This is a genomic window from Pontibacter russatus, from assembly GCF_009931655.1.
Taxonomy (GTDB): Bacteria; Bacteroidota; Bacteroidia; order Cytophagales; family Hymenobacteraceae; genus Pontibacter; species Pontibacter russatus.
In genome coordinates this window covers 164046-187992 of the sequence record NZ_CP047984.1, presented here as the reverse complement: position 1 = coordinate 187992, position 23947 = coordinate 164046, and the positions used below count along the sequence as shown (strand labels likewise).

Annotated in this window: 21 protein-coding genes; 10 read left to right on the top strand and 11 right to left on the bottom strand. The window is 53.7% G+C overall.

Translation table 11 applies throughout. The features are described from left to right. The first annotated feature begins 15 nt into the window (after positions 1 to 15). From GSQ62_RS00805 to GSQ62_RS00795, 3 genes are all read left to right on the top strand, one after another. On the top strand, positions 16 to 411 hold the full coding sequence (locus GSQ62_RS00805) for a lysozyme inhibitor LprI family protein (protein ID WP_237586872.1): 396 nt from the start codon (positions 16 to 18) through the stop codon (positions 409 to 411). A gap of 97 nt (positions 412 to 508) precedes the next feature. Further along, complete coding sequence (locus tag GSQ62_RS00800; protein WP_317164386.1) at positions 509 to 3088, top strand: ABC transporter permease; 2580 nt, start codon at positions 509 to 511, stop codon at positions 3086 to 3088. A 237-nt stretch (positions 3089 to 3325) separates the two neighbouring features. Next, positions 3326 to 4159: an SDR family NAD(P)-dependent oxidoreductase gene (locus tag GSQ62_RS00795; RefSeq protein ID WP_161887739.1), complete on the top strand. Its 834-nt coding sequence runs from the start codon at positions 3326 to 3328 to the stop codon at positions 4157 to 4159. Positions 4160 to 4425: 266 nt separating this feature from the next. On the opposite strand, the gene GSQ62_RS00790 is transcribed toward GSQ62_RS00795, so the two are convergent. From GSQ62_RS00790 to GSQ62_RS00780, 3 genes are all read right to left on the bottom strand, one after another. After that, complete coding sequence (locus tag GSQ62_RS00790; RefSeq protein ID WP_161887738.1) at positions 4426 to 4788, bottom strand: CoA-binding protein; 363 nt, start codon at positions 4786 to 4788, stop codon at positions 4426 to 4428. 219 nt (positions 4789 to 5007) lie between these two features. After that, positions 5008 to 6591, bottom strand: a complete 1584-nt coding sequence (locus GSQ62_RS00785) for an NAD(P)/FAD-dependent oxidoreductase (RefSeq protein WP_161887737.1) — start codon at positions 6589 to 6591, stop codon at positions 5008 to 5010. Positions 6592 to 6828: 237 nt separating this feature from the next. Next, positions 6829 to 7794, bottom strand: coding sequence for a tryptophan 2,3-dioxygenase family protein (locus GSQ62_RS00780; protein WP_161887736.1), 966 nt, complete (start codon positions 7792 to 7794; stop codon positions 6829 to 6831). A 347-nt stretch (positions 7795 to 8141) separates the two neighbouring features. Between GSQ62_RS00780 and sdaAB the strand changes: the two genes are divergently transcribed. From sdaAB to GSQ62_RS00760, 4 genes are read left to right on the top strand one after another with little or no spacing between them, the layout of a single operon-like run. Continuing rightward, complete coding sequence (sdaAB, locus tag GSQ62_RS00775; protein ID WP_161887735.1) at positions 8142 to 8819, top strand: L-serine ammonia-lyase, iron-sulfur-dependent subunit beta; 678 nt, start codon at positions 8142 to 8144, stop codon at positions 8817 to 8819. An 11-nt stretch (positions 8820 to 8830) separates the two neighbouring features. Continuing rightward, the gene (locus tag GSQ62_RS00770; protein WP_161887734.1) at positions 8831 to 10312 is read left to right on the top strand and encodes a TolC family protein; all 1482 of its coding nucleotides are present in this window, start codon (positions 8831 to 8833) and stop codon (positions 10310 to 10312) included. Between the two features lie 5 nt (positions 10313 to 10317). Then, entirely contained in the window at positions 10318 to 11721 is a 1404-nt protein-coding gene (locus GSQ62_RS00765) for an efflux RND transporter periplasmic adaptor subunit (protein WP_202621817.1), read from the top strand. A gap of 20 nt (positions 11722 to 11741) precedes the next feature. Further along, on the top strand, positions 11742 to 12731 hold the full coding sequence (locus GSQ62_RS00760) for an NAD(P)H-dependent glycerol-3-phosphate dehydrogenase (RefSeq protein ID WP_161887733.1): 990 nt from the start codon (positions 11742 to 11744) through the stop codon (positions 12729 to 12731). A 220-nt stretch (positions 12732 to 12951) separates the two neighbouring features. Here GSQ62_RS00760 and GSQ62_RS00755 read toward each other — a convergent pair whose 3' ends face one another. From GSQ62_RS00755 to GSQ62_RS00740, 4 genes are all read right to left on the bottom strand, one after another. Next, positions 12952 to 14475, bottom strand: a complete 1524-nt coding sequence (locus GSQ62_RS00755) for an ArnT family glycosyltransferase (RefSeq protein WP_161887732.1) — start codon at positions 14473 to 14475, stop codon at positions 12952 to 12954. A gap of 87 nt (positions 14476 to 14562) precedes the next feature. Next, the gene (locus GSQ62_RS00750) at positions 14563 to 15036 is read right to left on the bottom strand and encodes a DUF4262 domain-containing protein (RefSeq protein ID WP_161887731.1); all 474 of its coding nucleotides are present in this window, start codon (positions 15034 to 15036) and stop codon (positions 14563 to 14565) included. Between the two features lie 84 nt (positions 15037 to 15120). Then, positions 15121 to 15564 (bottom strand): hypothetical protein, encoded by a 444-nt coding sequence (locus tag GSQ62_RS00745; RefSeq protein ID WP_161887730.1) that lies wholly within the window; start codon positions 15562 to 15564, stop codon positions 15121 to 15123. A gap of 491 nt (positions 15565 to 16055) precedes the next feature. After that, on the bottom strand, positions 16056 to 16589 hold the full coding sequence (locus GSQ62_RS00740) for a hypothetical protein (protein ID WP_161887729.1): 534 nt from the start codon (positions 16587 to 16589) through the stop codon (positions 16056 to 16058). A 396-nt stretch (positions 16590 to 16985) separates the two neighbouring features. On the opposite strand from GSQ62_RS00740, the gene GSQ62_RS00735 reads away from it, so the two are divergent. Both GSQ62_RS00735 and GSQ62_RS00730 read left to right on the top strand, forming a co-directional pair. Beyond that, entirely contained in the window at positions 16986 to 17381 is a 396-nt protein-coding gene (locus GSQ62_RS00735; protein ID WP_237586870.1) for a (deoxy)nucleoside triphosphate pyrophosphohydrolase, read from the top strand. 57 nt (positions 17382 to 17438) lie between these two features. Then, complete coding sequence (locus tag GSQ62_RS00730; protein WP_161887727.1) at positions 17439 to 18836, top strand: methyltransferase RsmF C-terminal domain-like protein; 1398 nt, start codon at positions 17439 to 17441, stop codon at positions 18834 to 18836. Positions 18837 to 19200: 364 nt separating this feature from the next. Here the strand turns inward: GSQ62_RS00730 and GSQ62_RS00725 are convergent, their stop codons facing one another. The 4 genes from GSQ62_RS00725 to pdxH all read right to left on the bottom strand — a co-directional run bounded on the left by GSQ62_RS00725 (position 19201) and on the right by pdxH (position 23079). Next, positions 19201 to 20385 carry a class I SAM-dependent rRNA methyltransferase gene (locus GSQ62_RS00725; RefSeq protein WP_161887726.1) on the bottom strand — a complete coding sequence of 395 codons (1185 nt, stop codon included), beginning with the start codon at positions 20383 to 20385 and terminating at the stop codon, positions 19201 to 19203. A 148-nt stretch (positions 20386 to 20533) separates the two neighbouring features. Continuing rightward, entirely contained in the window at positions 20534 to 21112 is a 579-nt protein-coding gene (locus GSQ62_RS00720; RefSeq protein ID WP_161887725.1) for a Maf family nucleotide pyrophosphatase, read from the bottom strand. Continuing rightward, positions 21078 to 22376 (bottom strand): DUF1015 domain-containing protein, encoded by a 1299-nt coding sequence (locus tag GSQ62_RS00715; protein ID WP_161887724.1) that lies wholly within the window; start codon positions 22374 to 22376, stop codon positions 21078 to 21080. The genes GSQ62_RS00720 and GSQ62_RS00715 overlap by 35 nt, the downstream gene beginning before the upstream one ends. 49 nt (positions 22377 to 22425) lie before the next feature. Then, positions 22426 to 23079, bottom strand: coding sequence for a pyridoxamine 5'-phosphate oxidase (gene pdxH / locus GSQ62_RS00710; protein ID WP_161887723.1), 654 nt, complete (start codon positions 23077 to 23079; stop codon positions 22426 to 22428). 274 nt (positions 23080 to 23353) lie between these two features. Between pdxH and GSQ62_RS00705 the strand changes: the two genes are divergently transcribed. Next, positions 23354 to 23923: a YqgE/AlgH family protein gene (locus GSQ62_RS00705; RefSeq protein WP_161887722.1), complete on the top strand. Its 570-nt coding sequence runs from the start codon at positions 23354 to 23356 to the stop codon at positions 23921 to 23923. The last annotated feature ends 24 nt before the right edge of the window (positions 23924 to 23947 follow it).

Below are 23947 nucleotides of genomic sequence, written 5' to 3'. Positions count from 1 at the left end.
CTAATCAAGAACAACATGAGGAAGCTCCTATATCTATGCTTTGTTTTTACAGTGAATGCGTCTTTTGCACAGACACAGGCCGACATGAACAAGGAAGCATATGCTGCCTACGAGAAGGCGGACAAAGAACTGAACGAGGTGTACCGGGATATTTTATTGGCATATAAATCAGACACGGCTTTTATATATAACCTGCGGGCTTCCCAACGGATATGGATCGCCTTCCGGGATGCAGAGCTCAACATGAAGTACCCGGCAAGAGATGCCGGTTTCTACGGCTCCATGCATCCGCTTTGCCGGGCAAGCTACCTGGCCGAGCTGACGCGGGAACGCACAGCGACGCTGCGGAAATGGCTTCAGGTCGCAGCGGAGGGCGATGCCTGTTCCGGTTCCGTCAGCTTGAAGAATTAACCTCCAGCATACACCACACCCGACGCACCAGCTTTGCTGCGATTTGGATAACTGACATATATAGGATAAACAATTAACAATCATCAACTATCCACCTGTGCCCGATACCATCATTAAGATAGAAAAGAAAAAGAACCTGAACCTGCCCTGGCTGCTGAAGATGGCCTGGCGCGACAGCAGACGCAACCGCGGGCGGCTCGCGCTGTTTATATCCTCTATCGTGCTGGGCATTGCGGCGCTGGTGGCCATCAACTCCTTTTCCGATAACCTGCGCGCGGATATAGACCGGCAGGCAAAATCATTGATAGGGGCTGATCTGGTGGTGGCCAGCAACAAGGAGGTAGAGCCAAAAATGCAGCAGTTGCTGGACTCACTGGCTATCGGCGGCGACCGCTCGGATGAGGTGCGCTTTGCCTCGATGGTGGTGTTTCAGAAATCGCAGGGCACGCGGCTGGTGCAGGTGCGGGCCCTGGAAGCAGGCGGCTTCCCTTATTACGGGGAGATAGAATCGGTGCCGGTGGCTGCCAGCACGACGTTCCGGGCCGGGGGGCGCAAAGCGCTGGTGGACAATACGCTGCTGCTTCAGTTCGACACCAGGCCCGGTGATTCCATTAAGGTAGGAAACCTGACTTTTGAGATTGCCGGTGCGCTGCACAAAATACCCGGCCAGACGGCCATGACGGCCACCATCGCCCCGGCCGTCTATATCCCCCGGCGCTACCTGGAGGAGACGGGCCTGTTGCAGAAAGGCAGCCGCGTCAGCTATTACCATTATTACAAACTGCCCGCCTCCACCGATGCCGACAAGCTGGTGGAGAAACTTGAACCGCGCTTTGAGGAGGCTGGCTTTGGCTACGACACCGTGCAGAGCCGCAAGGAGAGCACCGGAGAATCCTATGAAAACCTGTCCCGCTTTCTGGCGCTGGTGGGGTTTGTGGCGCTGCTCCTGGGTTGTGTGGGTGTGGCCAGCGCGGTGCATGTCTATATCCGGGAGAAACTGGCCACGATTGGGGTGCTCCGCTGCCTGGGCATGAGCGGCACGCAGGCTTTTCTGATTTACCTGATTCAGGTGGCGGCGATGGGCCTGATAGGGGCGGTGGTGGGCGCCATACTGGGCAGCCTCATCCAGTTGTACCTGCCGCAGCTTTTCCAGTCTTTTCTGCCCGTGGAGGTGACGGTGTCGGTGTCATGGGCGGCCATCGCCGGAGGAATCGGTATCGGGCTTGTGATTTCTGTCCTGTTTGCGCTGCTCCCGCTGCTCACCATCCGGAACGTGTCGCCGCTCATCACCCTGCGGGCAGGCATCGAGCACGTCTCGAAGCAGCCGGATAAATGGCGCGTCGGGGTGTATGGCCTCATCCTGGCCTTTGTGCTGGTGTTCGCTTACCTGCAGTTGGGCGAGTGGCTCCGGGCGCTGGCCTTCACCGGCGGCGTGCTGGTGGGCTTTGTGGTGCTGGCCCTGATTGCCCGGCTGATGATGTGGCTGGTGAAACGCTTTTTCCCGTCGGGTTGGGGCTATGTGTGGCGCCAGAGCCTGGCCAATCTCTACCGCCCCAACAACCAGACGCTGCTGCTGACCGTTTCGATTGGCCTGGGCACCACCCTGATTGCCACGCTGTTCCTGATGCAGCGCCTGCTTTTGAGCGAGGTGTCCATTGCGGGCAGCGAGAACCAGCCGAACCTGGTGCTGTTCGACATCCAGAACGCGCAGAAAGAGGAGGTGGCGCAGCTGACGCGGGAGGAAGGGCTGCCCATTCTGCAGCAGGTGCCCGTGGTGACGATGCGCCTGGAAGAAATGAAAGGCCTGACCGCGGCTGATGTGCGCGAAGACACGACCCTCGACATCCCGGACTGGAGCTTTACCCGCGAGTACCGCGTCACCTACCGCGACACGCTGATAGACTCCGAAGAAACTGTGGACGGAACCTGGAAGGGAACGGCCTCTTTAGACGAGGGCCCGATTCCCATTTCGCTGGAGGAAGGTTACGCGGAGCGGCTGAAGATAGGCTTGGGTGATACGCTAATTTTTAATGTGCAGGGCGCGCTGGTGCCTACGGTGCTGGCGCACCTGCGGGAAGTGGATTGGAACAGGGTGCAGACCAATTTCCTGGTGCTCTTCCCGGCTGGCGTGCTGGAGGAGGCGCCGCAGTTTCACGTGCTCATGACGCGCACCGCATCCGACGCCCAGGCGGCGAAGTTTCAGCAGACGCTCGTGCAGCAGTTCCCGACGGTATCGGCTATTGATTTAGGGCTTATACTGGAGACGCTGGACGACATCCTGAGCAAGATTTCATTTGTGATCCGTTTCATGGCACTCTTCAGCATCACCACCGGCCTGCTGGTGCTCATCGGCTCGGTCAATATCAGCAAGTTTCAGCGGGTGCAGGAGAGTGTGCTGCTGCGAACGCTGGGCGCGAGCCGCAGGCAGATCCTGACCATCAATGCTTTTGAGTACCTGCTGCTGGGCGCGCTGGCCGCCGGGACGGGTATTGTGCTGTCGGTGGCGGCCAGTTGGGCGCTGGCCGTGTTCAGTTTCGAAATGCCCTTTGTCCCGGACCTTGTGCCGCTTCTGCCGGTTTTTATCGGTATCACCGGGTTAACCGTGTTCATCGGGATGTTCAACAGCCGGGGCATTCTGAACAAACCTCCCCTGGAGGTGCTGCGCCGGGAAGGGTAGGTAATCTTTTGCGGGCAAATTGTATTCAAATTATATATAGAATGCGCCATGGCCTATATAGATGTGCCTCATTCTATATATGATTTCTATGGTTTTAAGACAACAGGGGGTACCTCTTCCGGAGTTCTATCTGCCATTTATTCATCGCTCCCAGCTTTCCCGCCACAACCTAAGCCTTGCTTCACTGGTAAAAGAGAGGACGTGACTTATCACAGATACAGAAACCAGGTATATACTATGAAAACAACGAAAGAAGAAAACAAAGGGAAGACCGTATTGATTACCGGGGCGTCGAACGGCTTCGGGATGGAGTTTGCCAAATTATTTGCGCAGGATGGCTACAACCTCATCTTGGTGGCCCGCAGCACCGACCGGCTGAAAAACCTCGGCTATGAGTTGCAGGACGAACATCAGTTGGAGCATGTCTGCATCATCACCTCAGACCTGACAAGGCCTGAGGCCGCACAGGAGGTATACGACGCAGTAAGGAGCAGCGGCATCGAAGTGGACGTGCTGGTGAACAACGCCGGGGCGGGCCTGCACGGCTTCTTCCACGACACCGACCTGGAGCGCGAGCAGGCCATCATCCAACTGAACATCGGCACGCCCGTCGCGCTCACAAAGCTTTTCCTGCAGGACATGAAGTTGCGCAACGAAGGCAAGATCCTGAACGTGGCCTCTGTGGTATCGTTCATGCCGTCGCCGCTGATGGCCATATATGGCGCCACGAAGGCTTTCGTGCTATCCTTTTCCGAAGCCCTCACCAACGAACTGCAGGACACAAACATCACCGTGACCGCCCTTTGTCCGGGAGCCAGCAACACCATGTTCTTCCGGAGAGCGGGCGCAGCGCACACCAGAGCTGCAAACGGCAGCCTATCCGAACCGGCTGATGTGGCCCGCGACGGCTATAACGCGCTGATGAATGGTGAGATGCGCGTAGTGTCGGGTATGATGAACAAGGTGCAGGCAGTGGCTACAGGTGTGCTGCCCGACAGCGCCACGGCCGCCTCAATGCGCCACCTGATGGAGGAGGAAGATGAGGAGGTGCATTCTTCCTATCAGGACTAGATCGTTAAAGCCACCTGCTGCATCGTCAGCTTCAAGAAAGCGGAAGGAGCACCGGGTTATATATGATCCGACAAAAGCAGCGCCCCGGTATATATACCAGGGCGCTGCTTTTATAATTATGATTTTAGCCACATAATGAAAGAAGGGACCTTGTTTAAAGACCCCTTCTCCTTTTTAAGCATAGACAACAAATGCCATCTGCTTAATTTCTTATTTATACGTTTAGTAATTTGCGGGGTTTAGTTTTTATAAATATTTTATTAAAATTAATAACTATCCGTTGCCAGCATCACCAAAGTGCAGTGGTGGAGCGTTTGGATGTTGGCTTCTTCTGCCAGCCGCTCCAGTTCCTGGTTTTCGGTGCCGGGGTTAAAGATGATGCGCTTTGGTTTCAGGCTGATGATGTAATCGTACCAGGAGGGCTGGTTCTGCGGCCCTACGTACAGCGTGACCGTGTCTACATCTGTAATGGCCTCAGCCTTGTCGGTTATAATGGGAATACCCACAACCTCCGCCTTTTTTATACCGACGGGCACTACTTCGTGCCCATGCTGTTTCAGCCGGTGTACGGCTTTGTAGGCATAGCGCGTAGGGTTGTCGGTGGCCCCCAATACTACTGTCTTTTTCATATATAAATTTATTCAGTTCAACATGTTTTAGCAGCGGCAGACGGACTCTGAAGGTTACACTTCTTGTCCAGCCGCCACGAAAAGAGCCTATCTAAATTGCACCGGCTCTCGGGCGAACTGCCATATACTGCCCATATATCTTACTCATCCCGCGCCAAATTGTTGGTTTGCGAGGATGCGCTAAGGTATATGCCAGCCCCTGTCTTCCACTTAACCGGTTCATTCAGAGACACGAACACCAAGCTTCATGGCAGCCATTTCCGCACAGCGTTCGCCGTCCATTGCCGCCGAAACAATGCCCCCGGCATAGCCCGCTCCTTCGCCACAGGGAAACAAACGCTTTACCTGCACATGCTCCAGTGTGTCGCGGTGGCGGGGGATGCGGACAGGCGAGGAGGTGCGGCTCTCCACGCCCACGATCTGCGCCTCGTTCGAGAGGTAGCCGCGCATTTTGCTGCCGAATGCCTTGAAGCCTTCGCGCAGGCGGTAGCCCATATCCTCCGAAAACAGCGCATTCATGTCTGTTGCCACCAAGCCCGGCTGGTAAGACGTTTCCAGCAAAGGTCCGCCTGTTTTGCGGCCCGTAAAATCCTGCAGCAGCTGCGCCGGAGCCGCCTGTGTGCCGCCTGCCATCGCACAGGCTTTCCGCTCCAGGTCCTGCTGCATGCGCAGCCCCGCCAGCGGTCCGTGGTTTTTCAAATCCATATCCTCCAGTTCCACCGCCACCACAATGCCCGAGTTGGAGAAGCGCGAATCGCGGCGGCTCGGCGACATGCCGTTGACCACCACCTCGCCGGGTGCTGTGGCCGAGGGCACGATAAACCCGCCGGGGCACATGCAGAAGGAGAAAATGCCGCGCTGTTTGTCGTTATAGTGCGTCTGGTGTACCAGGGCGTAGGAGGAGGCTGGCAGGTAGGGCCCCCGGTCCTCCAGCTTATACTGGATGTGGTCGATCAGGCTTTGCTGGTGCTCCACCCGCACGCCCATGGCAAAGGGCTTGGCTTCCACAGTGATGCCTTTGGCGTGCAATAGCTCGAAAATATCGCGGGCGCTGTGGCCGGTGGCCAATATCACGGCTTCGCCCATATAGGCTGCGCCGTCCTGCGTCAGCACCCCGCGCATCTCGCCCTGCTCCACCACAAAATCCGTCACGCGCCTCTCGAACAGCACCTCGCCGCCCGCTGCCCGGATGCGCTCGCGGATAGCTTCGATAATTTTGGGAAGCTTGTTCGTGCCGATGTGCGGGTGCGCATCGAACAGGATATCCGGTGTGGCGCCGTGCTGCACCAGTATCTGGAGGATGCGCTGCAGGTCGCCGCGCTTTTTGGAGCGGGTATATAGCTTGCCATCAGAATAGGTGCCGGCGCCGCCTTCCCCAAAACAGTAATTGGAATCCGGGTTCACGGTATGCTCTTTGTTGATGGCGGCGAGGTCGCGGCGACGGTTGCGCACGTCTTTGCCGCGTTCCAGCACCACAGGCTTCAGCCCAAGCTCGATGCAGCGCAGGGCCGCGAACAAGCCGGCAGAGCCCGCCCCCACAATCACCACGCGCCTGGCGTTGGTCACATCCGGGTAATGGTATCTGGGTGAAAGAATATCAGCAGGAGGGTTGTCGAGGTATATGTCAGCCCGCACGCGGACCAGCACCTCGCGGCCGCGGGCATCGACGGAGCGCTTTATCCGGTGCAGGAACTTTACATCCTCTGGCTTCAGGTGGGCACTCTTCAGTATCTCGCGCTCCAGCTGCTGCGCATCGAAGGCCACCTCCGGTGCCAGCACCAGTTCCAGTTCTTTTTTTCTCATATAGTGGTGGGTAAGGGATTTATCCTTAAACCTGTTGATTGCTTGTTGTTGATTGTTGAAGTGGATTATTGTTAAATTATTGATCCACAACATTTTTTATTCGCTCGAAGTTCGGCTTTTATATATGATTGGGGTTTATATATAAACTATTGAAAATGGAGCTAACTATGCGCTGCGCTCCCAGCTATATATAAGCTCAATCAACCATTCAACCAATCATCAAGTAACAACCAACCATCACATCAATTCCTTCAGCACCCGCTCAACCCAGCCCCGTCCCCATTCGCCGACCTCCTGGTCTGTCCAAAGTTCGGGGTAGAAGATGCGCTTCTGGAAGCGCGGGGGCAGGTACTTCTGCCAGTTGGTGCCGCCGGTGGCCGCTATCACCTCGGGGTCTTTCTGGAGGTAACGCACCGCAGACTTGTAATGCACCAGGGGCCAGTTCACGTTCACGTTGCTGTCGAGCGAGCGCATGGCATTGGTGATGGCCGGGTCCTGCTGCGCCTCCGCCGGAAGCCGCTTGTACACCGACCACACGTTCTTGTGCTCGTACTCTTTTGCGAACTGAATCAGTTGGGCAGTGTACTTTTCCTCAAACCGCAGCAGCGTCAGCGTTTTGGTGCCGGACGCCACCTCGGTGGCCCCTTCTTTCCAGTAGATGCAGCCGATCATCTCCTCCTGGGTGCTTTGCAGCCCCAAGGCCGCCCTCCGGTCCTTGTCCACGAGGTTGCGCAAATCCGTGGAGGCGATCTCCACCAGACGGTACTGCACCGACTGGAAGCCGCTGGCGGGCATCAGCGCCATCCGGAACTGCAGAAACTGCTTCGGGTCCATGCCCTCCACCATCACATCAAAGGAGTTGATCAGGTTGTCGAAGTAGCGGTTGATGCGCTTCAGGCGCTTCAGGAACCACTCGGCTGTGATATGCGGGTCGTCCCCGATTTGGCGGTACTCTTCCAGGCAAAGCTTGAAATAGAGTTCTGTGATCTGGTGGTAAATGATAAATATCTTTTCGTCGGGGAGGGTGGTGCGGGGGTTTTGCAGGCTCAGGAGGGTGTCGAGGTGGATATAGTCCCAGTAGTTCAGGAAGTCGGTGTGGTAGAGCCCCTCGAGGTAGGAAGCCAGGCTCTGGCCCAGCGGCACATATTTTTCTTCCAGCCGCTTCAGCTGATCCAGTACCTCGGGCTTGAATTGGTGTTTCATATCAGGCGGTATCTTGTGCGTGATGATGTTCCGATGCACAAATAACGCAAATATGCGCCAGAGCATCCAGTTTGCGGCCAAATTATTGCTGGCGCAGAAAAATTCTTCCCCGGCACGCGCAGCAGGCAACCTTTCCGGCTTTTCCGGCATCTGCCTTATAGGACCTCCGCCAGCACGACACACTCCGCTATATATGTGGGGTCCAAATATATGTGGGGCCTATTCCAGATTTTGTAGATGGAAACGCGGGGTTGGTAGAAATTCCCCTGTTTTTAGATTATATAGCTGCAAAACTCTGAAGTTTATCGCTAAATTTGGTTTTTGCGATATTTTAGCAAAAAAGGTATATGGCTGAAAGAAGCAGCGTATTTGATATGATAGGCCCCGTCATGATAGGACCCTCCAGTTCGCACACGGCCGGGGTGGTGCGCATTGCCAGGGCAGCCATCCGCATCCTTGGCGCTCCGCCCGAGGAGGCTGTCATTACCTTTTACAATTCTTTTGCCCGCACCTACGAGGGCCACGGCAGCGACAGGGCCATTATAGCAGGCCTGCTCGACTTCAAGACGGATGACAAGCGCATCAAGGACGCGTTCGCGCATGCCGGAGAGCGGGGATTGAAATACAGCTTTAAAGCCATCGGGAATGCTTCCACGCTGCACCCAAACACTATCCGGCTGAACCTGAAGGGAGCTGGCCGCGAAGTGGAGGTGGTGGGGGAGAGCCGGGGCGGCGGCGTGATCCGCATCACAGAAGTGGACGGGTTTACGGCGAGTTTCTCCGCCACCCTGCACACGCTCATCATCGACGCCGGGGACGTGAAGGGCAGCATCGCCTTTATTGCCTCTGTGCTGGCGCACGACGAGTGCAACATCGCCACCATGAGCGTTTCCAGGAAAGGGCGCAACGAGCAGGCCCGGCAGTTTATTGAGATGGACTCCGGCATCAAGCCCATCACACTGGAATACCTGCGGCAGCTGAGCTGGGTGAAGCACGTGGTTTATATCCCGAACATCGACCTATAACATTGAACACTATGAAAAAAGAATTATCAAAACAGCTGTTGCTGGTTATCGGCCTGTCCCTGTCGGGCATGGCTGGCGCGGCGGCCCAGCAGCAGGGAGGCGGCAGCGACGGCACATGGTCGTTAGAGGAGGCTGTGAACTATGCCAGAGAGAATAACCTGCAGGTGCGCCAGAGCCGGCTCAACAATAGCGTGAACCAGGTGGATCTGAACCAGCTTAAGTTTGACCGGCTCCCGAGCATCAACGCTGGCGGCAGCTACAATTACAATACAGGCTCGTTTCAGGACCCGGTTACTTTTAACCTCGTGACCCAGGACGCACAGACCGGAAGCTTTCAGTTGAGCGCCTCAGTGCCGCTCTTTGCGGGCTTTCAGCAGGTGAACCAGATAAAGCAGTCAGAACTGGACCTGCAGGCCAGCCAGCAGGATGTGTTGTCGGCGCAGAACGACATCACCATGCAGCTCGTTACCGCCTACCTCAACATCCTTTTCGCAGACGAGCTTACCAAGATATCCGAGCAAACGCGCGACCTGACCCGGCAGCAACTGGAGCGCACGCGCATCCTGTTTGACGCGGGCAGTGTGGCAGAAAACGCGGTGCTGGACCTGGAGTCGCAACTGGCGGCGGACGAACTGGAGCTGATCAACGCGCAGAACCAGCACGACATCGCCCGCCTCTCGCTGATGCAACTGCTGAACCTGCCCACCACAGAAGATTTCCAGATTGAAGTGCCGGAAATTCCTGAGCCGGACCAGAACCCGGTGCTCGTCAACGGCGAGCAGGTATATGACGTGGCTGCCCAGACGCTGCCTGCCATCAAAGCGGCTGACCTGCGCGTGCTGAGCGCCGCAAAGGCGCTTGAGGTGGCCAAAGGCGGTTATTACCCCCGCCTGAGTCTGAATGCAGGCTTATTTTCGAGGTACTCCAGCACGAGTCAGTTTCTGGTAGGCAGGCAGACGGTAAACGAAGGGCTGCAGCGCCGGGAGCTGGGCTTTTATGACGAGGGTGGCAATGATGCAGTAGTTATTTATGTGCCAAACATATATGAGGTCCCAATGTATGGTGATTATCCATTCTTCGACCAGCTGCAGGACAACATCAACAAGCAGGTAGGGTTATCGCTGCAGGTGCCCATTCTCAATGGGCTGCAGGTCCGCTCCAGCGTGCAGCGCGCCAAGCTGCAGCAGCAGAACGCCAAAATCAACGCAGATATTGCCCGCAACAACCTCCGCCAGACTATTGAGCAAGCCTACGTGGATGCCCTGGCTGCGCAGCGCAGGTACGCCGCCGCGAAAGAGCAGTTGCGGGCCGCCGAGAAAAACTACAGCAATGCCCAACTGCGCCTGAACAGCGGGGTGATCAACACCGTCGATTTTAACATTGTGGCCAACAACTACCGCGCCGCCCAGTCTAACCTGGCGCAGGCAAAGTATGAATACACGTTTAAACTGAAGGTCCTGGATTTCTACCAGGGCAAAGACATTTCTCTCTAAAAATTATGGCTAAGAAAAAATCAAAGCTGATCCCTATTCTGATCGGAGTGCTCGTGCTGGTACTGGTGGGTGTGCTCGTCGCAAAAAAGCAAGGCTGGATCGGGAAGGTGGAAGGCATTGAAGTAGTGCTGGCAAAAGCGAAGAAAACCGAGATTGTGGAGAAGGTCAGTGCCTCCGGCAAGATACAGCCTGAGACAGAAGTGAAAATAAGCCCGGACGTGTCCGGCGAGATCATTGAGCTGCAGGTGGAGGAAGGGGACTCGGTGGTGAAAGGCCAGTTGTTGCTGCGCATCCGCCCCGACAACTACCAGTCGATGGTGGACGCGCAGGAAGCCTCGGTGAACACCTCGCGGGCCAACCTGGCGCAGGCACGGGCCCGGCTGGCGCAGGCAGAGGCAAACTTTGTGCAGATTGAACAGAACCACGCGCGAAACAAGCCGCTGTTCGACCAGAAAGTTATATCCCAGTCGGAGTGGCAGGAGATTAACGCCAATTACGAAGCCATGAAGGCGGAGGTGGAAACAGCGCGGCAAGGTGTGCGGGCATCGCAGTTTGGCGTGCAGAACGCCCAGGCCTCTTTGAAGGATGCCCGTGAAAACCTCAGCAAAACGACCATATATGCCCCGGTGAGCGGCACCGTCTCCAAGCTGAACGTGGAGCAGGGCGAGCGCGTGGTGGGAACCTCGCAAATGGCGGGTACCGAGATAATGAGCATCGCCAACCTCAACAACATGGAGGTGCGCGTAAACGTGAATGAGAACGACATCATCCGGGTGGCACTGGGCGACTCGGTGGATGTGGAGGTGGAATCTTACTCCAGCCGCGACGAGAAATTCAAGGGCGTGGTGACAGCCATCGCCAACACCGCCAACGACGCCACCACGCTGGAGGCCGTAACGGAGTTTGAGGTGCGCATCCGCCTGCTCAACGATTCCTACAGCCATCTCAAAGACATCACAGTGCGCCCGCTCCGCCCCGGAATGACGGCATCAGTTGACATCATCACCGAAAAGAAGTCAAACGTATTGTCTGTGCCTTTGTCTGCCGTTACAACGCGCTCGCCCGGTGCCCCCGGCGGTGAGGCCGCACCTGCCGGAAATGCAGAACCGGAGGAGGAGGGGCCGCAGCCGAACCAAGGCAATGCCCAGCCTGCCGCCGCCAGCGACGAGCCGGTGAAGGAAGTAGTTTTTGTATATGAAAGCGCCACGAATACCGTTGAAACCGTTGAAGTGGAAACCGGCATCAGCGATTTTGAGAACATCGAGATCCTCAGCGGCATAAAAGAAGGGCAGGAAGTGGTGGCGGGTCCGTTCAGAGCTGTGTCGCAGACGCTGAAAGACGGTGCCAAAGTAGCCGTGAAAGACGAGGCCTCGTTGAACAAAGAGGCCATCGCCGCGGATACAAAGTAGCATTAACCGATAAAATACTTTTGGAAAAAATAGCCATACTTGGGGGCGGAAGTTGGGCAACAGCCCTGGCGAAAATCCTCTCGGAGAACAGAGCACACGTACACTGGTGGATGCGCAACAAGCAGGATGTGCAGCACCTGATCCAATACCGGCACAACCCGCGCTACCTCAGCCAGGTGTCGTTCGACCTTGACTATGTAAAGCCGTCTAAGGACCTGCGAGCCGTGGTGGCTGCCGCTGACTGGGTGGTGCTGGCGGTGCCCGCCGCATTCGTGCAGCACGTACTCGCGGACCTTCCTGCAGAGGCTTTCAAAGGGAAAGTGGTGGTGTCTGCTGTGAAGGGCATGATACCGCAGGAGAACATCCTGATAACGGAGTATATGGAGCGCCACTACCAGGTGCCCGACGCGCGCCAGCTGGTGATTGCCGGCCCCTGCCACGCCGAGGAGGTGGCGCTTGAGAAGCAGTCGTACCTCACCATCGGCTCGCATGATCTGCCCACCGCCGAGCGCTTCTGCCAGTTGCTCCGCAACCGCTATGTGAAAGCCAACCCGCTCGACGACCTGGACGGCATTGAGTACTGCGCCGTGATGAAGAACGTGATTGCCCTGGCCTGCGGCATTGCCCGTGGCCTGAACTACGGCGATAACTTTCAGGCGGTGCTGGTGTCCAACGCCATGTTCGAGATTGAGCGATTCCTGGATGCCATCATGCCCATCCACCGCGCCCTGAGCGGCTCCGCCTACCTGGGCGACCTGCTGGTGACGGCTTACTCGCAGTTCAGCCGCAACCGCACCTTCGGCAACATGATTGGCCGCGGCTATACCGTTAAATCGGCCCAGATAGAGATGAACATGGTGGCGGAGGGTTATTATGCTGTGCGAAGCATTTTCGAGCTGAACAGGGAACTGCAGGTGGATATGCCCATCACGAATGCCGTGTATCATATCCTGTATGAGCGCATCTCGCCGGCGGTAGAGTTCGAAATCCTGAAGGACAAATTGAAGTAAATCAGAGAGAAGCCCTTTCGCTTGCGCTTAACGACTGGGCTAAACAGTGGCGCAGCTAAAGTTAAGGTGTGGTTGGTGGCAGTGATTTTATTGTTTGTAAAAACTAAAGCTACATCAAAAAGCTTTAAATCTTCTATAGTAGATTTTTAAATAGTAGTTGAGGCCTGCGTATATATGCAGATTAAAAGCCCTCATTCCATTTGCCTTCTTCTACAGGCGGTCAGCGGTAGTTTTTTGTTTTATCAATTTCTTCTTTTATTCTTTCATTGATGTTCACTTTAGCCCCTATAAATGTGTAAACGGTGGTTCGGTATTCCCTTGCAAATGGGTTTGTAATGGAATCCGATACGAGTGAAGTATGGAAATACGGACTGGTTTCCTCCAATTCGCTGTCCCTGCCTGTATAGCTTTTAACCCTTATCAGATGATCAAATGGTTGTTCGAGGTTAAACCAGTTGACGTAATCAGCATTGAAAGAGACAGCCCTGATATTCTTATTGGTGTAGTAATTGATGGCACCGGCTTGACCGTAGTTATCGCAGAGCACCAATGTTTTACCTGGTTCAGGAAGACCCGCATAAATCTTATCCACTTTGTGGGCCAGCTCTTTCCACCCGAGCATGTCGGCAAAGTCTTGTGGCAAAGCATGGTCTTTGCCGTCTTCCCACCGAAGCATTCCCAGATCCTTGTATCGCTCTGCATGTTGCAGGATGTATTCCGGGCTTTTATTGGGAAAAGCGATATTATACATCGGAATAAAAAGTAGGGCCGGAATGGCAATGGCAACAGCCTGCAAATATCTTTTCCAGCCAGTCTTCAGCATATCGGCAATAAATACAGAACCGAAAGCTATGTAAATGGGATACAACCCTATGGCATAGTAATCTTTCGCCTTGAAATAAATAAAAACAGCCAGCGTAAAAATAATCGCCCAGAAAAAGGCTCTATATTTTCTGAAAGGTCTGTAAAACAATAAGGCGTAAAGGGCTGAAATGATGACAAACAAAGAGCCTATATAAAAAAGCACTTGCGATCTCAAGAATCCCCCGGTATCCACATTTACCAATTGGGTTTCAGCCAGTTCATTCAGATGATGCACAACCGGAAATTGGTTCTGGTATTGCCATACAAGGTTTGGCAGGATAAGCAGCAGCCCTAGTAGCATGGCCAGGTATAGGTCCTTCCTGGACAGTATTTCACGTTGCTCGGTCATCAAAATGGCCGGTAAAAGACCTATGAGCAGGAAGATGATGTTGTACTTATTCAAAAAACCTATGGCGAATACAAGGGCGCCGACATACAGCCACTTCGGTTTTAGGGTATTGAGGTACTTTATGACAACGAAGTAAAGCGTCGTCCAGCAGAGTACGTCCAATGAGTTAGGTTGATAAAGCGTATTGAGTCTTAAAAGAGCAGAAAATAAAACGCCGGTAGCCCCTAAAATCAAGGCAGCTAAGTTCCCGTTGAGTTCTTCAATGGCTTTCCAAACGACAGCAATTGTCAAGGCACCAAAAAGGGCAGGGTAAAACTTAACCCAAAACACGCTATTGCCCAAAAGCTTGATGAGGAAGGATATCCAGGCAGTCAGAGGTGGTATGGAGATATAACCCCACGCCAGATGGTTTGCCTGGTCAAGGTAGAGGTATTCATCACGTTGCAAATCATACTCCGGGCTTATCAGCATGTACTGCAAAAGAAATTTCAAGATGATAAAGCCTGTTAAGATAATTGCTTTTCTTGCCATCAGGTGCTGGGCTTTAGAATTACCATCTAACGGACTTGGCCATAAGGCGGCGTAGCTGGCTTATGGGTGTGGTTAGCCACTGTATTTTTACTTGATAAAGTTACTATTGATTTCACCCAATAATGGTTGGATGGCTTTTAGGTCTTCTGGCCAACTATCTTCCCATGGGTATACCCCACTTACAGTAGGATAAACACATTGCAGCACAGGAAAATCATTGCTTTCATAAAACCTGCTTGCCTGACCTAAGTATTCATCATAGTATTTCGCTTCAACGTCCAGCATTAGGCATTTAAAATCATCTAATATATCAGAATAAAATTGTCCACCCTTGTATGTTTTACCTTCTTTGATGTCAAAGGCGATATTGTTGATTAGGATATGAGCTAATTCTCTTTTGAGACCAATTATTATGATTTCTGGATGCTGATAATTGTGAAATAGCCCTACTGAGTAAGAAAATTTAGGGCCTTTTTCATCTTCTAAAACATGGATAACATGCAGCCCATGCTCCTTAATGTCTGAAAGCTGTTTTTCATACCCTGTCTTCTCTTTATCCATGTTTTTTATAATTACATATACTGGCTAACGTACTGTGCTATGCGGCGGCGAAGCTGCCGTATAGGTGTGGTTAGCGTATGTAATTTACCTTTTAATTATTTGTTCAAATCTTTCTCTACCCAAACTGTCAATCTGATTTAATGTATTTCTGAAATTGTTATTGTCTAATAGAGTTTTAATTTGGTCATAATCATCAAGGAGAAGCCTTGCCTGATCTGTAAAATCAAGTCTTTTACCAAGAATTTTCCTTTTTTCAGACCCTTTTATTGTTGGATTTGCATTCAAGGTTATCAAGGCATAAAATAGTTCTATACTCCTAAAATCTTCAATGTCATTTATAGGCGATAATTCTGTTTCAATTATCCCTCTATCATTAATTAACTGAACTCTAAAGTCTTTATTCTTAAACTTTATTAATGCGCCCATTCCTGGCCCATCCATTTCTTCATATCTAACCAAGCCTAATTTTTCGAAAACATCTTTAAAGTATTCTCTAAAAATATTTTCTACTTTCTGAATCCAATTCATTATACCTTATTTGCGCTAACTATGATATATACGTGAACTTACGGTTATCTGCAATATGTGCGGAGGCAGTATTACCTGCTTTTTCGTTGGGTTTTAGAGCTCTCCGGCTATTTTCAGGGGCTTTCATCTTATGAGTATGCTACACTACAATATATGAATTTATGCGAGATTCACAGCGTCCCTTGCTTTCTTTCAGTTCAGTTATTCCTAAAAATATAAAAATGAAGCAACGGGTCCTGAAAACAAGCTTTTCACCTCCTGTTTCAGAACCTTTCGTCTGGGCTCAGGCGCAACGGCAGCATACCTTTGCGCCAGATTCACAACCATTACCGCACAATTTCGCCTTTTTTCCCTATCCGTATATATCCGTTTTATAAACGAGTAATAAACGAGTAGTGAACGGCTATTGCTATAGGGCAGGAAGCCTCAAAGCCTCCTGCGCCAGGCCTACTCCCCAATACATGACTCATATAGCCGCCTCACATGCACAGCTACTGAAGCGCGGCTGTGCCCTTTTGTTTAATAACCTTAAGTTTCGGGACGCGGTCGCCGAGCGCACGGTACACCGCCATGACGGTGACAACGGCAGTCAGCGAGACGGTGTGCAGAATAAACAGTATCAGGTAGTGGTGGTAGGGCAGTTGCCTGGTGTGCTTCAGATGGAACAGGGTAAGCGTAATCATCGCTAACAAGACACCGGCCAGGCCCAGCATAAATGACCGGTGCAGCAGGTTGGTGGGCAGCCTGTCGATGAGGGTCTGGCTTTTGAGGTGCCAGTGCAAGGGCAGCACCTGCTTTTTGCGAAGGGCCTGCCACGTCAGTTTTGTGGCAAGCCAGCCAATGGAAAAGCCGAAAGTGAGGCTGAACGTAATCAAATCGACGGCCATGCTTTCCCGCCCCCACAGCGGCACCGATTGCCCGTGGTGGCCCAGCACCTCCAGAATCAGGATTCCGGCCAGCGCGGCTGCCATTGCCAGACTAATTGCGACGCGAATGAGGAACCGGTAATTTAAATTTACAGGCATATATAATCCGGTGGAGGTGCTTTTCCTCTTGTACTGGGTTTGGCGCTACAGGGATATAGGGCTTCAGCTTGTTTCGGGGGAGTGTTGCCATATATAGCCTGCATTCATTCAAAGCGTTCGAAACAGATAAGGCAGTTGAGCATCCGGGTATCTCCCTATAAGCTTCATATAGCTTAAACAGCTGGTAATTAACCTGCGGCGATAAAATGATATTGTGTCCTGATACCTGATACACTTGCCTTTTCAATTATATAGCAATGGATGCCGAAGCAGTGGCATGCAAGGGTTGAAGCAGGGGATAAAGACTGAGGGATCACCACAAGTTGGTGTGTTTTTTGCGTAACCCTGTTAGTTTTGTTTTATTTTGCAGAATCAGAAAGCATAAAATATGGCGTGATGATAAGAGTGACATGTGCCCTCATCGAGCAATATGACCGGGTGCTGGTCACGCAGCGAAGCCGGAACATGCCTGAGCCCCTGCTGTGGGAGTTCCCGGGAGGTAAAATAGAGGAGGGCGAGACGGAGGAGGAATGCCTGGTGCGGGAGATCAGGGAAGAACTCAGCCTGCACATCCAGCCACTGCAGCGCATGACACCCGTGCTGCACCCCGTGGGCGGAGCGCCTACGCTGCAACTCATCCCATACCGCTGCCGCTACGATAGGGGCACCATCCAACTGCTGGAGCACCGCAGCTACCATTGGGCCCACCCCCACGACTTTGCGAAATACGACTGGTGCCCGCCGGACATACCGGTGGTGGCCGAGTACCTGCGCCTTATAGCAAAACGGTAGCGTTGCCCGCACCGGCAACTTTCATCTGCCCCTGATTTGGCGTACCTTTGCCTGCCTATGCACTTCCCCTCCACTTTTACAGACCGGATGCACCGGCTACTGGGCCCTGGCTACGATGCTTTTCTGGATGCCTTGCAACAGGCGCCGCCGGTGAGCGTGCGACTGAACCCGGCAAAGACAACCGCAACTCCTTCCTTGCCCCGTGTGCCCTGGGCAACGCACGGCTATTATCTGCCGGAGCGCCCTGCCTTCACCCTCGATCCGTTGCTCCATGCGGGTGCCTATTATGTGCAGGAGGCAAGCTCTATGTTTCTGGAGCAGGCGCTGAAGCAGTCCATAGATTTACAGCAGCCCCTGCGGGTGCTCGATTTATGCGGCGCCCCCGGCGGAAAATCCACGCAACTGGCCTGTCTGCTTTCGGCAGACAGTTTGTTGGTATCAAACGAAGTGATCCGGAGCCGGGCGTCCATCCTGGCCGAGAATGTGACGAAGTGGGGGAGTGGCAACGTGCTGGTCACGAGCAACGACCCGCGCGACTTCGGGCGGCTTCCTGATTTTTTTGACGTGATGGTGGTGGACGCTCCCTGCAGCGGCGAGGGTATGTTCCGGAAAGACCCGCAGGCAGTGTCCGAGTGGTCGGAGGAGAACGTGAAGCTTTGCGCGCAGCGCCAGCAACGGATTTTAAGTGATGTGTGGGAGGCGCTGAAGCCGGGAGGTACCCTCATCTACAGCACCTGCACCTGGAACGAGCAGGAAAACGAGGAGAATATGGCCTGGCTGGCCGTACAGGAACAGGCGGAGAGTGTACATCTCGAACTACAGCCGGAGTGGGGCGTGCAGCCTTCGCAGCAACAGGGTGTGGCAGGCTATCGGTTTTACCCGCACCGCGTGCAGGGCGAAGGCTTTTTTATATGCGTCATCCGGAAAGGAGGCGAAGCACCGGCAGCAGAATATGGCAGAAGCAGTAAAAAGAAATATAAACTGACGCAGGCGGGAAAGAAAGAGCAGGCGCTGGTGCAGGACTGGCTGCTGCACCCGAAGCGGTATATAGGACTGCAGCACAATGAGGTTCTTTCTGCATTGCCAGCATCTTTATTTGAAGCCGCCGATGATATATACCAGCACCTCTACGTGCTATATGCCGGAACCGAAGTAGCCGAGGTGAAAGGCAAAAAGCTAAAACCCCTGCAGGGCCTGGCCCTGTCGCAACACCTCAACAAGGCAGCCTTCGCTACGGCTGACCTGGACCTGGAGCAGGCGCTCCGCTATTTGCGGAAAGAGCACATCAGCCTGGGCAGCAGTGGCAGCGACTGGGTGCTGCTCCAATACAAAAACATCCCGCTGGGCTGGGCAAAGCAGGTAGGGAGCCGCATGAACAATTACTATCCGAAAGAATGGCGCATCCGCATGGATCTGCCGCAGGAGTTGCCAGTCTTTGATTTGCTTGATATATAAATCAGTATTGGCTGTTGCGGCATATATTCCTCCTGCTTCATCCACCAGCCTTCGCGCGGACAGGTCGCGACCTGTCCCTACAAAAGGGCATGCACCAGACATCAAAGCACTTCATGCAAAATTTAAGTGACGGTATAAATTTAAAGGTTCCTCTCTGTAATCCTGAAAGTTTTGAATCCCGGATTTGATTCGGGGGATCTTGGCAGATGGGAGGTTAAGCCAAAGCTGTCAACTTAAGGACGACTTTAAGGAATTGTCATTTCGAACACAGTGAGAAATCTATCTGGAATTCTGTTCAGATCTCTCTCAGCTACGCTGACTCTCTTCGGCTCACGCCTCAAGAGTGTTCAAGATGACAAATGTTCTACTCCACAAACAGTACCAGGCCTTTCAGGTATTCTCCTTCGGGATGAAAAATGGAGATAGGGTGATCGGCGGGCTGGGAGAGGTGGTGCATGATCCTGATGTTGCGGCCAGCCTCTATGGCGGCGGCCATCACAGTGCTGTTGAAGAGGTACTTATCCACCACCTGCGAGCAGGAAAAAGTGAACAGGATACCGCCCGGCTTAATCTTTTTCATGGCCTCGGCATTCAGGCGCTTGTAACCCATCAGGGCGTTGTGGCGCACCTTCTGGCTTTTCGCGAAGGCGGGAGGGTCCAGGATGATGACATCATATAGCTCCTCTTTCCCCTTCAGGAACTCGAACGTGTCCACCGCGAACGCTTCGTGCCGCTCCGGTGCCTGGCTCAATTCCCCGTTTTTCACCGTCAGCTCAATGGCCTTTTTCGACACATCCACCGAATGGACCTCCCGGGCTCCGGCGTTCAGCGCATATACCGAGAAGCCGCCCGTGTAGCAGAACGTGTTCAGCACCGATCTGTCTTTCACATAACGCGCCAGCAAATCGCGGTTCTCCCGCTGATCGATAAAAAAGCCTGTCTTCTGGCCGCTTTCCCAGTCCACGAAAAACTGGTTCTCGTTCTCCGTCACCACCACGCCGCCGGCAGACTCCCCGAAAAGGTAGCCGTTCACCGCCTCCACAGGCGCCTTTGCTGGAAGCGATTCGGCACTCTTGTCATATATGGCCCGCAGCCTGCTGCCATATAGCTCCTGCAGTGCCCGCGCGATATGCTCCCGCACGCGGTACATGCCCACCGTGTGCGTCTGTATCACGGCGGTGTCTTTATATACATCCACAATAAGGCCCGAAACGCCGTCGCCTTCCGCATAGATGAGGCGGTACACGTCGGTGTGCGGGTTGTCGGTCAGGCCAAGGCGGGTGCGGTAATCATATGCCTGCTGCACTTTGCTCTTCCAGAAGGCATAGTCCGGCTCTGTTTGCTCGAACGAAAAAACACGCACGGCAATGGAGCCGGGGGCATAGTGGCCCATGGCCAGAAACTCGCGCTTGCTGGAGTACACTTCCACCACGTCGCCCTCCTCCGGCTCTCCGTCTGCTTTCCGGATGGCCCCGGAAAACACCCAGGGATGCTGGCGCAGCAAGGAATGCTCTTTGCCCGGCGCTAAATATAATTTTGTATAAGACATGTCGATAATGTGCTAATTCTTGAAGGTGTTAATAAATGACGAATCAAATGATTCAAATACGGTAAAAGGCTTTTTTGCTTGAGCGACTCAGGTCAGGAGGTTATTACTCTTATCAGGATGACTATCAACACATTAACGCATAAGCACATTAGCTGATTACGCCCAGCGCCTGCAGTTGTATATATAGTTTCTGCACGGGCAGCCCCACCACGTTAAAATAGGAGCCCTCGATGCGCTCAATGCCGATCATCCCAATCCATTCCTGAATGCCGTACGCGCCTGCCTTATCGTAGGGCTTGTAGTGGGTGATATAATAATCGATCTCCGCCTCGGATAAAGTCTTGAAAAAAACTTTGGTAGTGTCGTGGAAGACTGACTTTTGATCCTTCGTGAGCACACATACGCCTGTAATCACCTCGTGCCCTATCCCCGACAGGGCCTGCAGCATCTCAAACGCTTCGGCATAATCAGCGGGCTTGTTCAGGACGCGGTCGCCGAGGCAGACGATGGTGTCTGCGGTGATAATCGCCTCCTCCTGCAGGTCTTCCCTATATGCCTCCGCCTTGTGCGATGCCAGGTACTCGGCCACTTCTGCGCGTTGCAGGTGTTCCGGGAAATCCTCGTGTACTTCCTTTACCTTCACCTCGAACGTGAGCCCGAGGCTGGCCAGTAGTTCTTTGCGGCGGGGCGAGTTAGAGGCAAGCAGCAGCGGCCGTGACAAATTCATCTTCTTTGATTGAGCTAAATAAAAACCCGCCTATCACTTTCGGGTAAAAAAACGTTGATTTCTGTGGCATGATGGCACCGCTGTAGCAAACGCGCTTCACCTGTTCCATCGTGATCTCGTTTGTAATCAAGGCCAGCCGTGCCTCCCCGGCATCCACCTGGCGGATGCAGGACGTGAAGCTGCGCACGTAATCGAGGCCGCTGTAGTCGCGCTGGGCCTGGCGGTATATGCCCAGCACCTTCTCAAATATAAAATAGTGCATCACCGTCAGGTCCAGGTCCTTCACCTCCTTCGGAAAATTCCAGTCTATCTGCCCATGCACCTCCGGCTTCAGCCTGAGTTTATAGGCATTGCCGCTCAGGAACAAACCGAAGGTCCATTGCTTGCCCGCAATCACCTCGTTCAGTTCCAGCGGGTCTTCTTTGGGTGTGATGGTAAAATATGCCGCCAGCCGCTGCAGAAACTCCTCGTCCGACATATCCATATGCCGCAGCACCCGGTGCGTGGGCAAAATGCGCAGATCGTCGTGCTCGGAGTTGGTCAGGAACATGAGGTGGTAGTTGTAAGGCTCAAACCCCGTGTGTGCCTGATTCAGAGCTGTGCGCTTTTTGCGGTACTCCAGCGAGCCTTCGTAGCGGTGGTGGCCGTCGGCCAGCAGCACCTGCTTATCCTGCAGCGTCTCCACAAACAGCCGGATGGCCGCACGGTCATGTATCACAGCCAGCACATCCCGCGCTCCCTGGTAATCCTCCGTCTCATATATAGGCGACAGGATGGCTTCATCCATATAAGGCTCCAGCACAAAAGCTGGGTCGGTATACAAGCCGTGGGTGGGACTGGTGTTCATCTCGGTTTCCTCCAGCAGCGCGATGCGGTCGTTCACCGCGCTCGGGATGGTGTTCTCGTGGCGCAGCAGCACGCCGTCTTTCCAGTCGTAGGCCCTGATGTTGCAGATGAAGCCTTTGCGTACGTACGCTTTGTCGCTGCCCGGCAGCCGGAAGTACTGGTAGTAGACATATATGGCGGGCAGGCGGTCCTGCAATAGAACGCCCTCTGCTTTCCAGGCCTGCAGGGTGGCGGCGGCCTGCTTCGCCGGATCAGCGCCAAGGGGCACCGTCAGGTGGATGCTGTTGAGGGGGTTGCGGTACAGCGCCTCCCGCTGCTTTTCCGACACCACGTCGAACAGGGGAGAGGTCAGTTGCTCTATCTGCTCGTCATATACCGGGTTGTAGCGCCAGGCGCGGAAGGGGAGAATCTCAGCCATCAGGTTTTAGTTTGGGCGGTATGGGCGTAGGCTATATATAACAAGCACATCAAGGAGCCAGCCGCTTTATTTCCCAGTTCATATCCTGCTGCCGCTCATATAGAAGCCGGTCGTGCAGGCGGTTGGGCCGCCCCTGCCAGAACTCCAGCCGCTCCGGCTGCAGCAAGAAGCCGCCCCAGTTGTCGGGCCTCGGAATAACAGCTGTATCGCTGAACTTCTCCGTCAGTCTCCTGTCTTCCTCCTCCAGCACCTGTCGGTTTTCTATCTCAGCGCTCTGCGGAGACGCCCATGCCCCGATCTGGCTGCCCCTCGGGCGGCTGTGGAAGTAGTTGTCGGAGATTTCAGGGGCCACTTTCACCACGCTTCCTTCCACACGCACCTGCCGCTCCAGCGCCGGCCAGAAAAAGGTGAGGGCGGCAAAAGGGTGCTGCGCCAGTTCCCGGCCTTTGCGGCCTTCGTAATTGGTGAAGAACATAAAGCCGCTGTCAGATACATCCTTCAGCAATACCACGCGGGCAGAGGGCTTGCCACCGGAGCCCACCGTGGCCAGCACCATGGCGGTCGGCTCCGACGCCTCCGCCTGAATGGCCTCCTGCAGCCATGACCTGAATTGTTCTACAGGATTTGGGGAAACGGCTTTTTCCGTGAGGGCCTGCATCGCGTAGTTTTTCCGGATATCCGCTAAGTTCTGTGTGAGCGCCATATGCTTTGTTTTGCCAAAAGTAAGAAATTATCTGCTGCGCCCTACCATCGCGACGCCCTCAGGAGAGTATATACCCTCTGAGCACAAAGTGCGTTGTAAGCCATATATGTGGCAGCAGAGGCGTTCCATCTACGGAATGTGACCATATTTGCTGCTTTGCGTAAGAATAATAACCATATATAAAAAGAACAAGAACCATCTATCTTGATAAGGAGAAGGGCCTGCCCTAGCAAGGCCCCTCTGTTGTTAAACCCTTAAAAGCGCGGGAGGATTAATGGAAGACAAGAATTCAGCAAAGCCCCAGAACGGCAGCCTGCTTATTTCAGAGCCTTTTTTAGGTGATCCAAATTTTGAGCGTACGGTTATCCTTTTGTGCAGCCACTCCGATGAGGAGGGATCTTTTGGACTGGTGCTTAATCGCCCCTCTAACTTAAAGCTGTCTGACGTGTTAGACTTGGACGAGGAGGAATTCGATGTGGAACTGGGCGTGGGCGGCCCTGTGCAGTACAACACGCTGCACTACGTACACCGCCTGCCGGACCTGCCGCAGGCGGTGAAGCTGGAGGAGGGCCTTTACTGGGGGGGCGACTTCGAACTGCTCCGCACCATGATCAAAGCAGGATTAATAAACACAGAAGATATTAAATTTTTCCTGGGCTACTCCGGCTGGACCTCTGGCCAACTGCAGGAGGAGATCGACAAAAATGTTTGGATCGTGAACAACAATGCTGCGAATAAATTATTTAAATTGGGCTCAGATACACTTTGGCGCAATGTGCTGCGTGAGATGGGAGGTAAATTCAAGGTACTTTCGAATTATCCCGTTGACCCGCGCCTGAACTGAGCGTACGGCCACCTGCATAAAAGA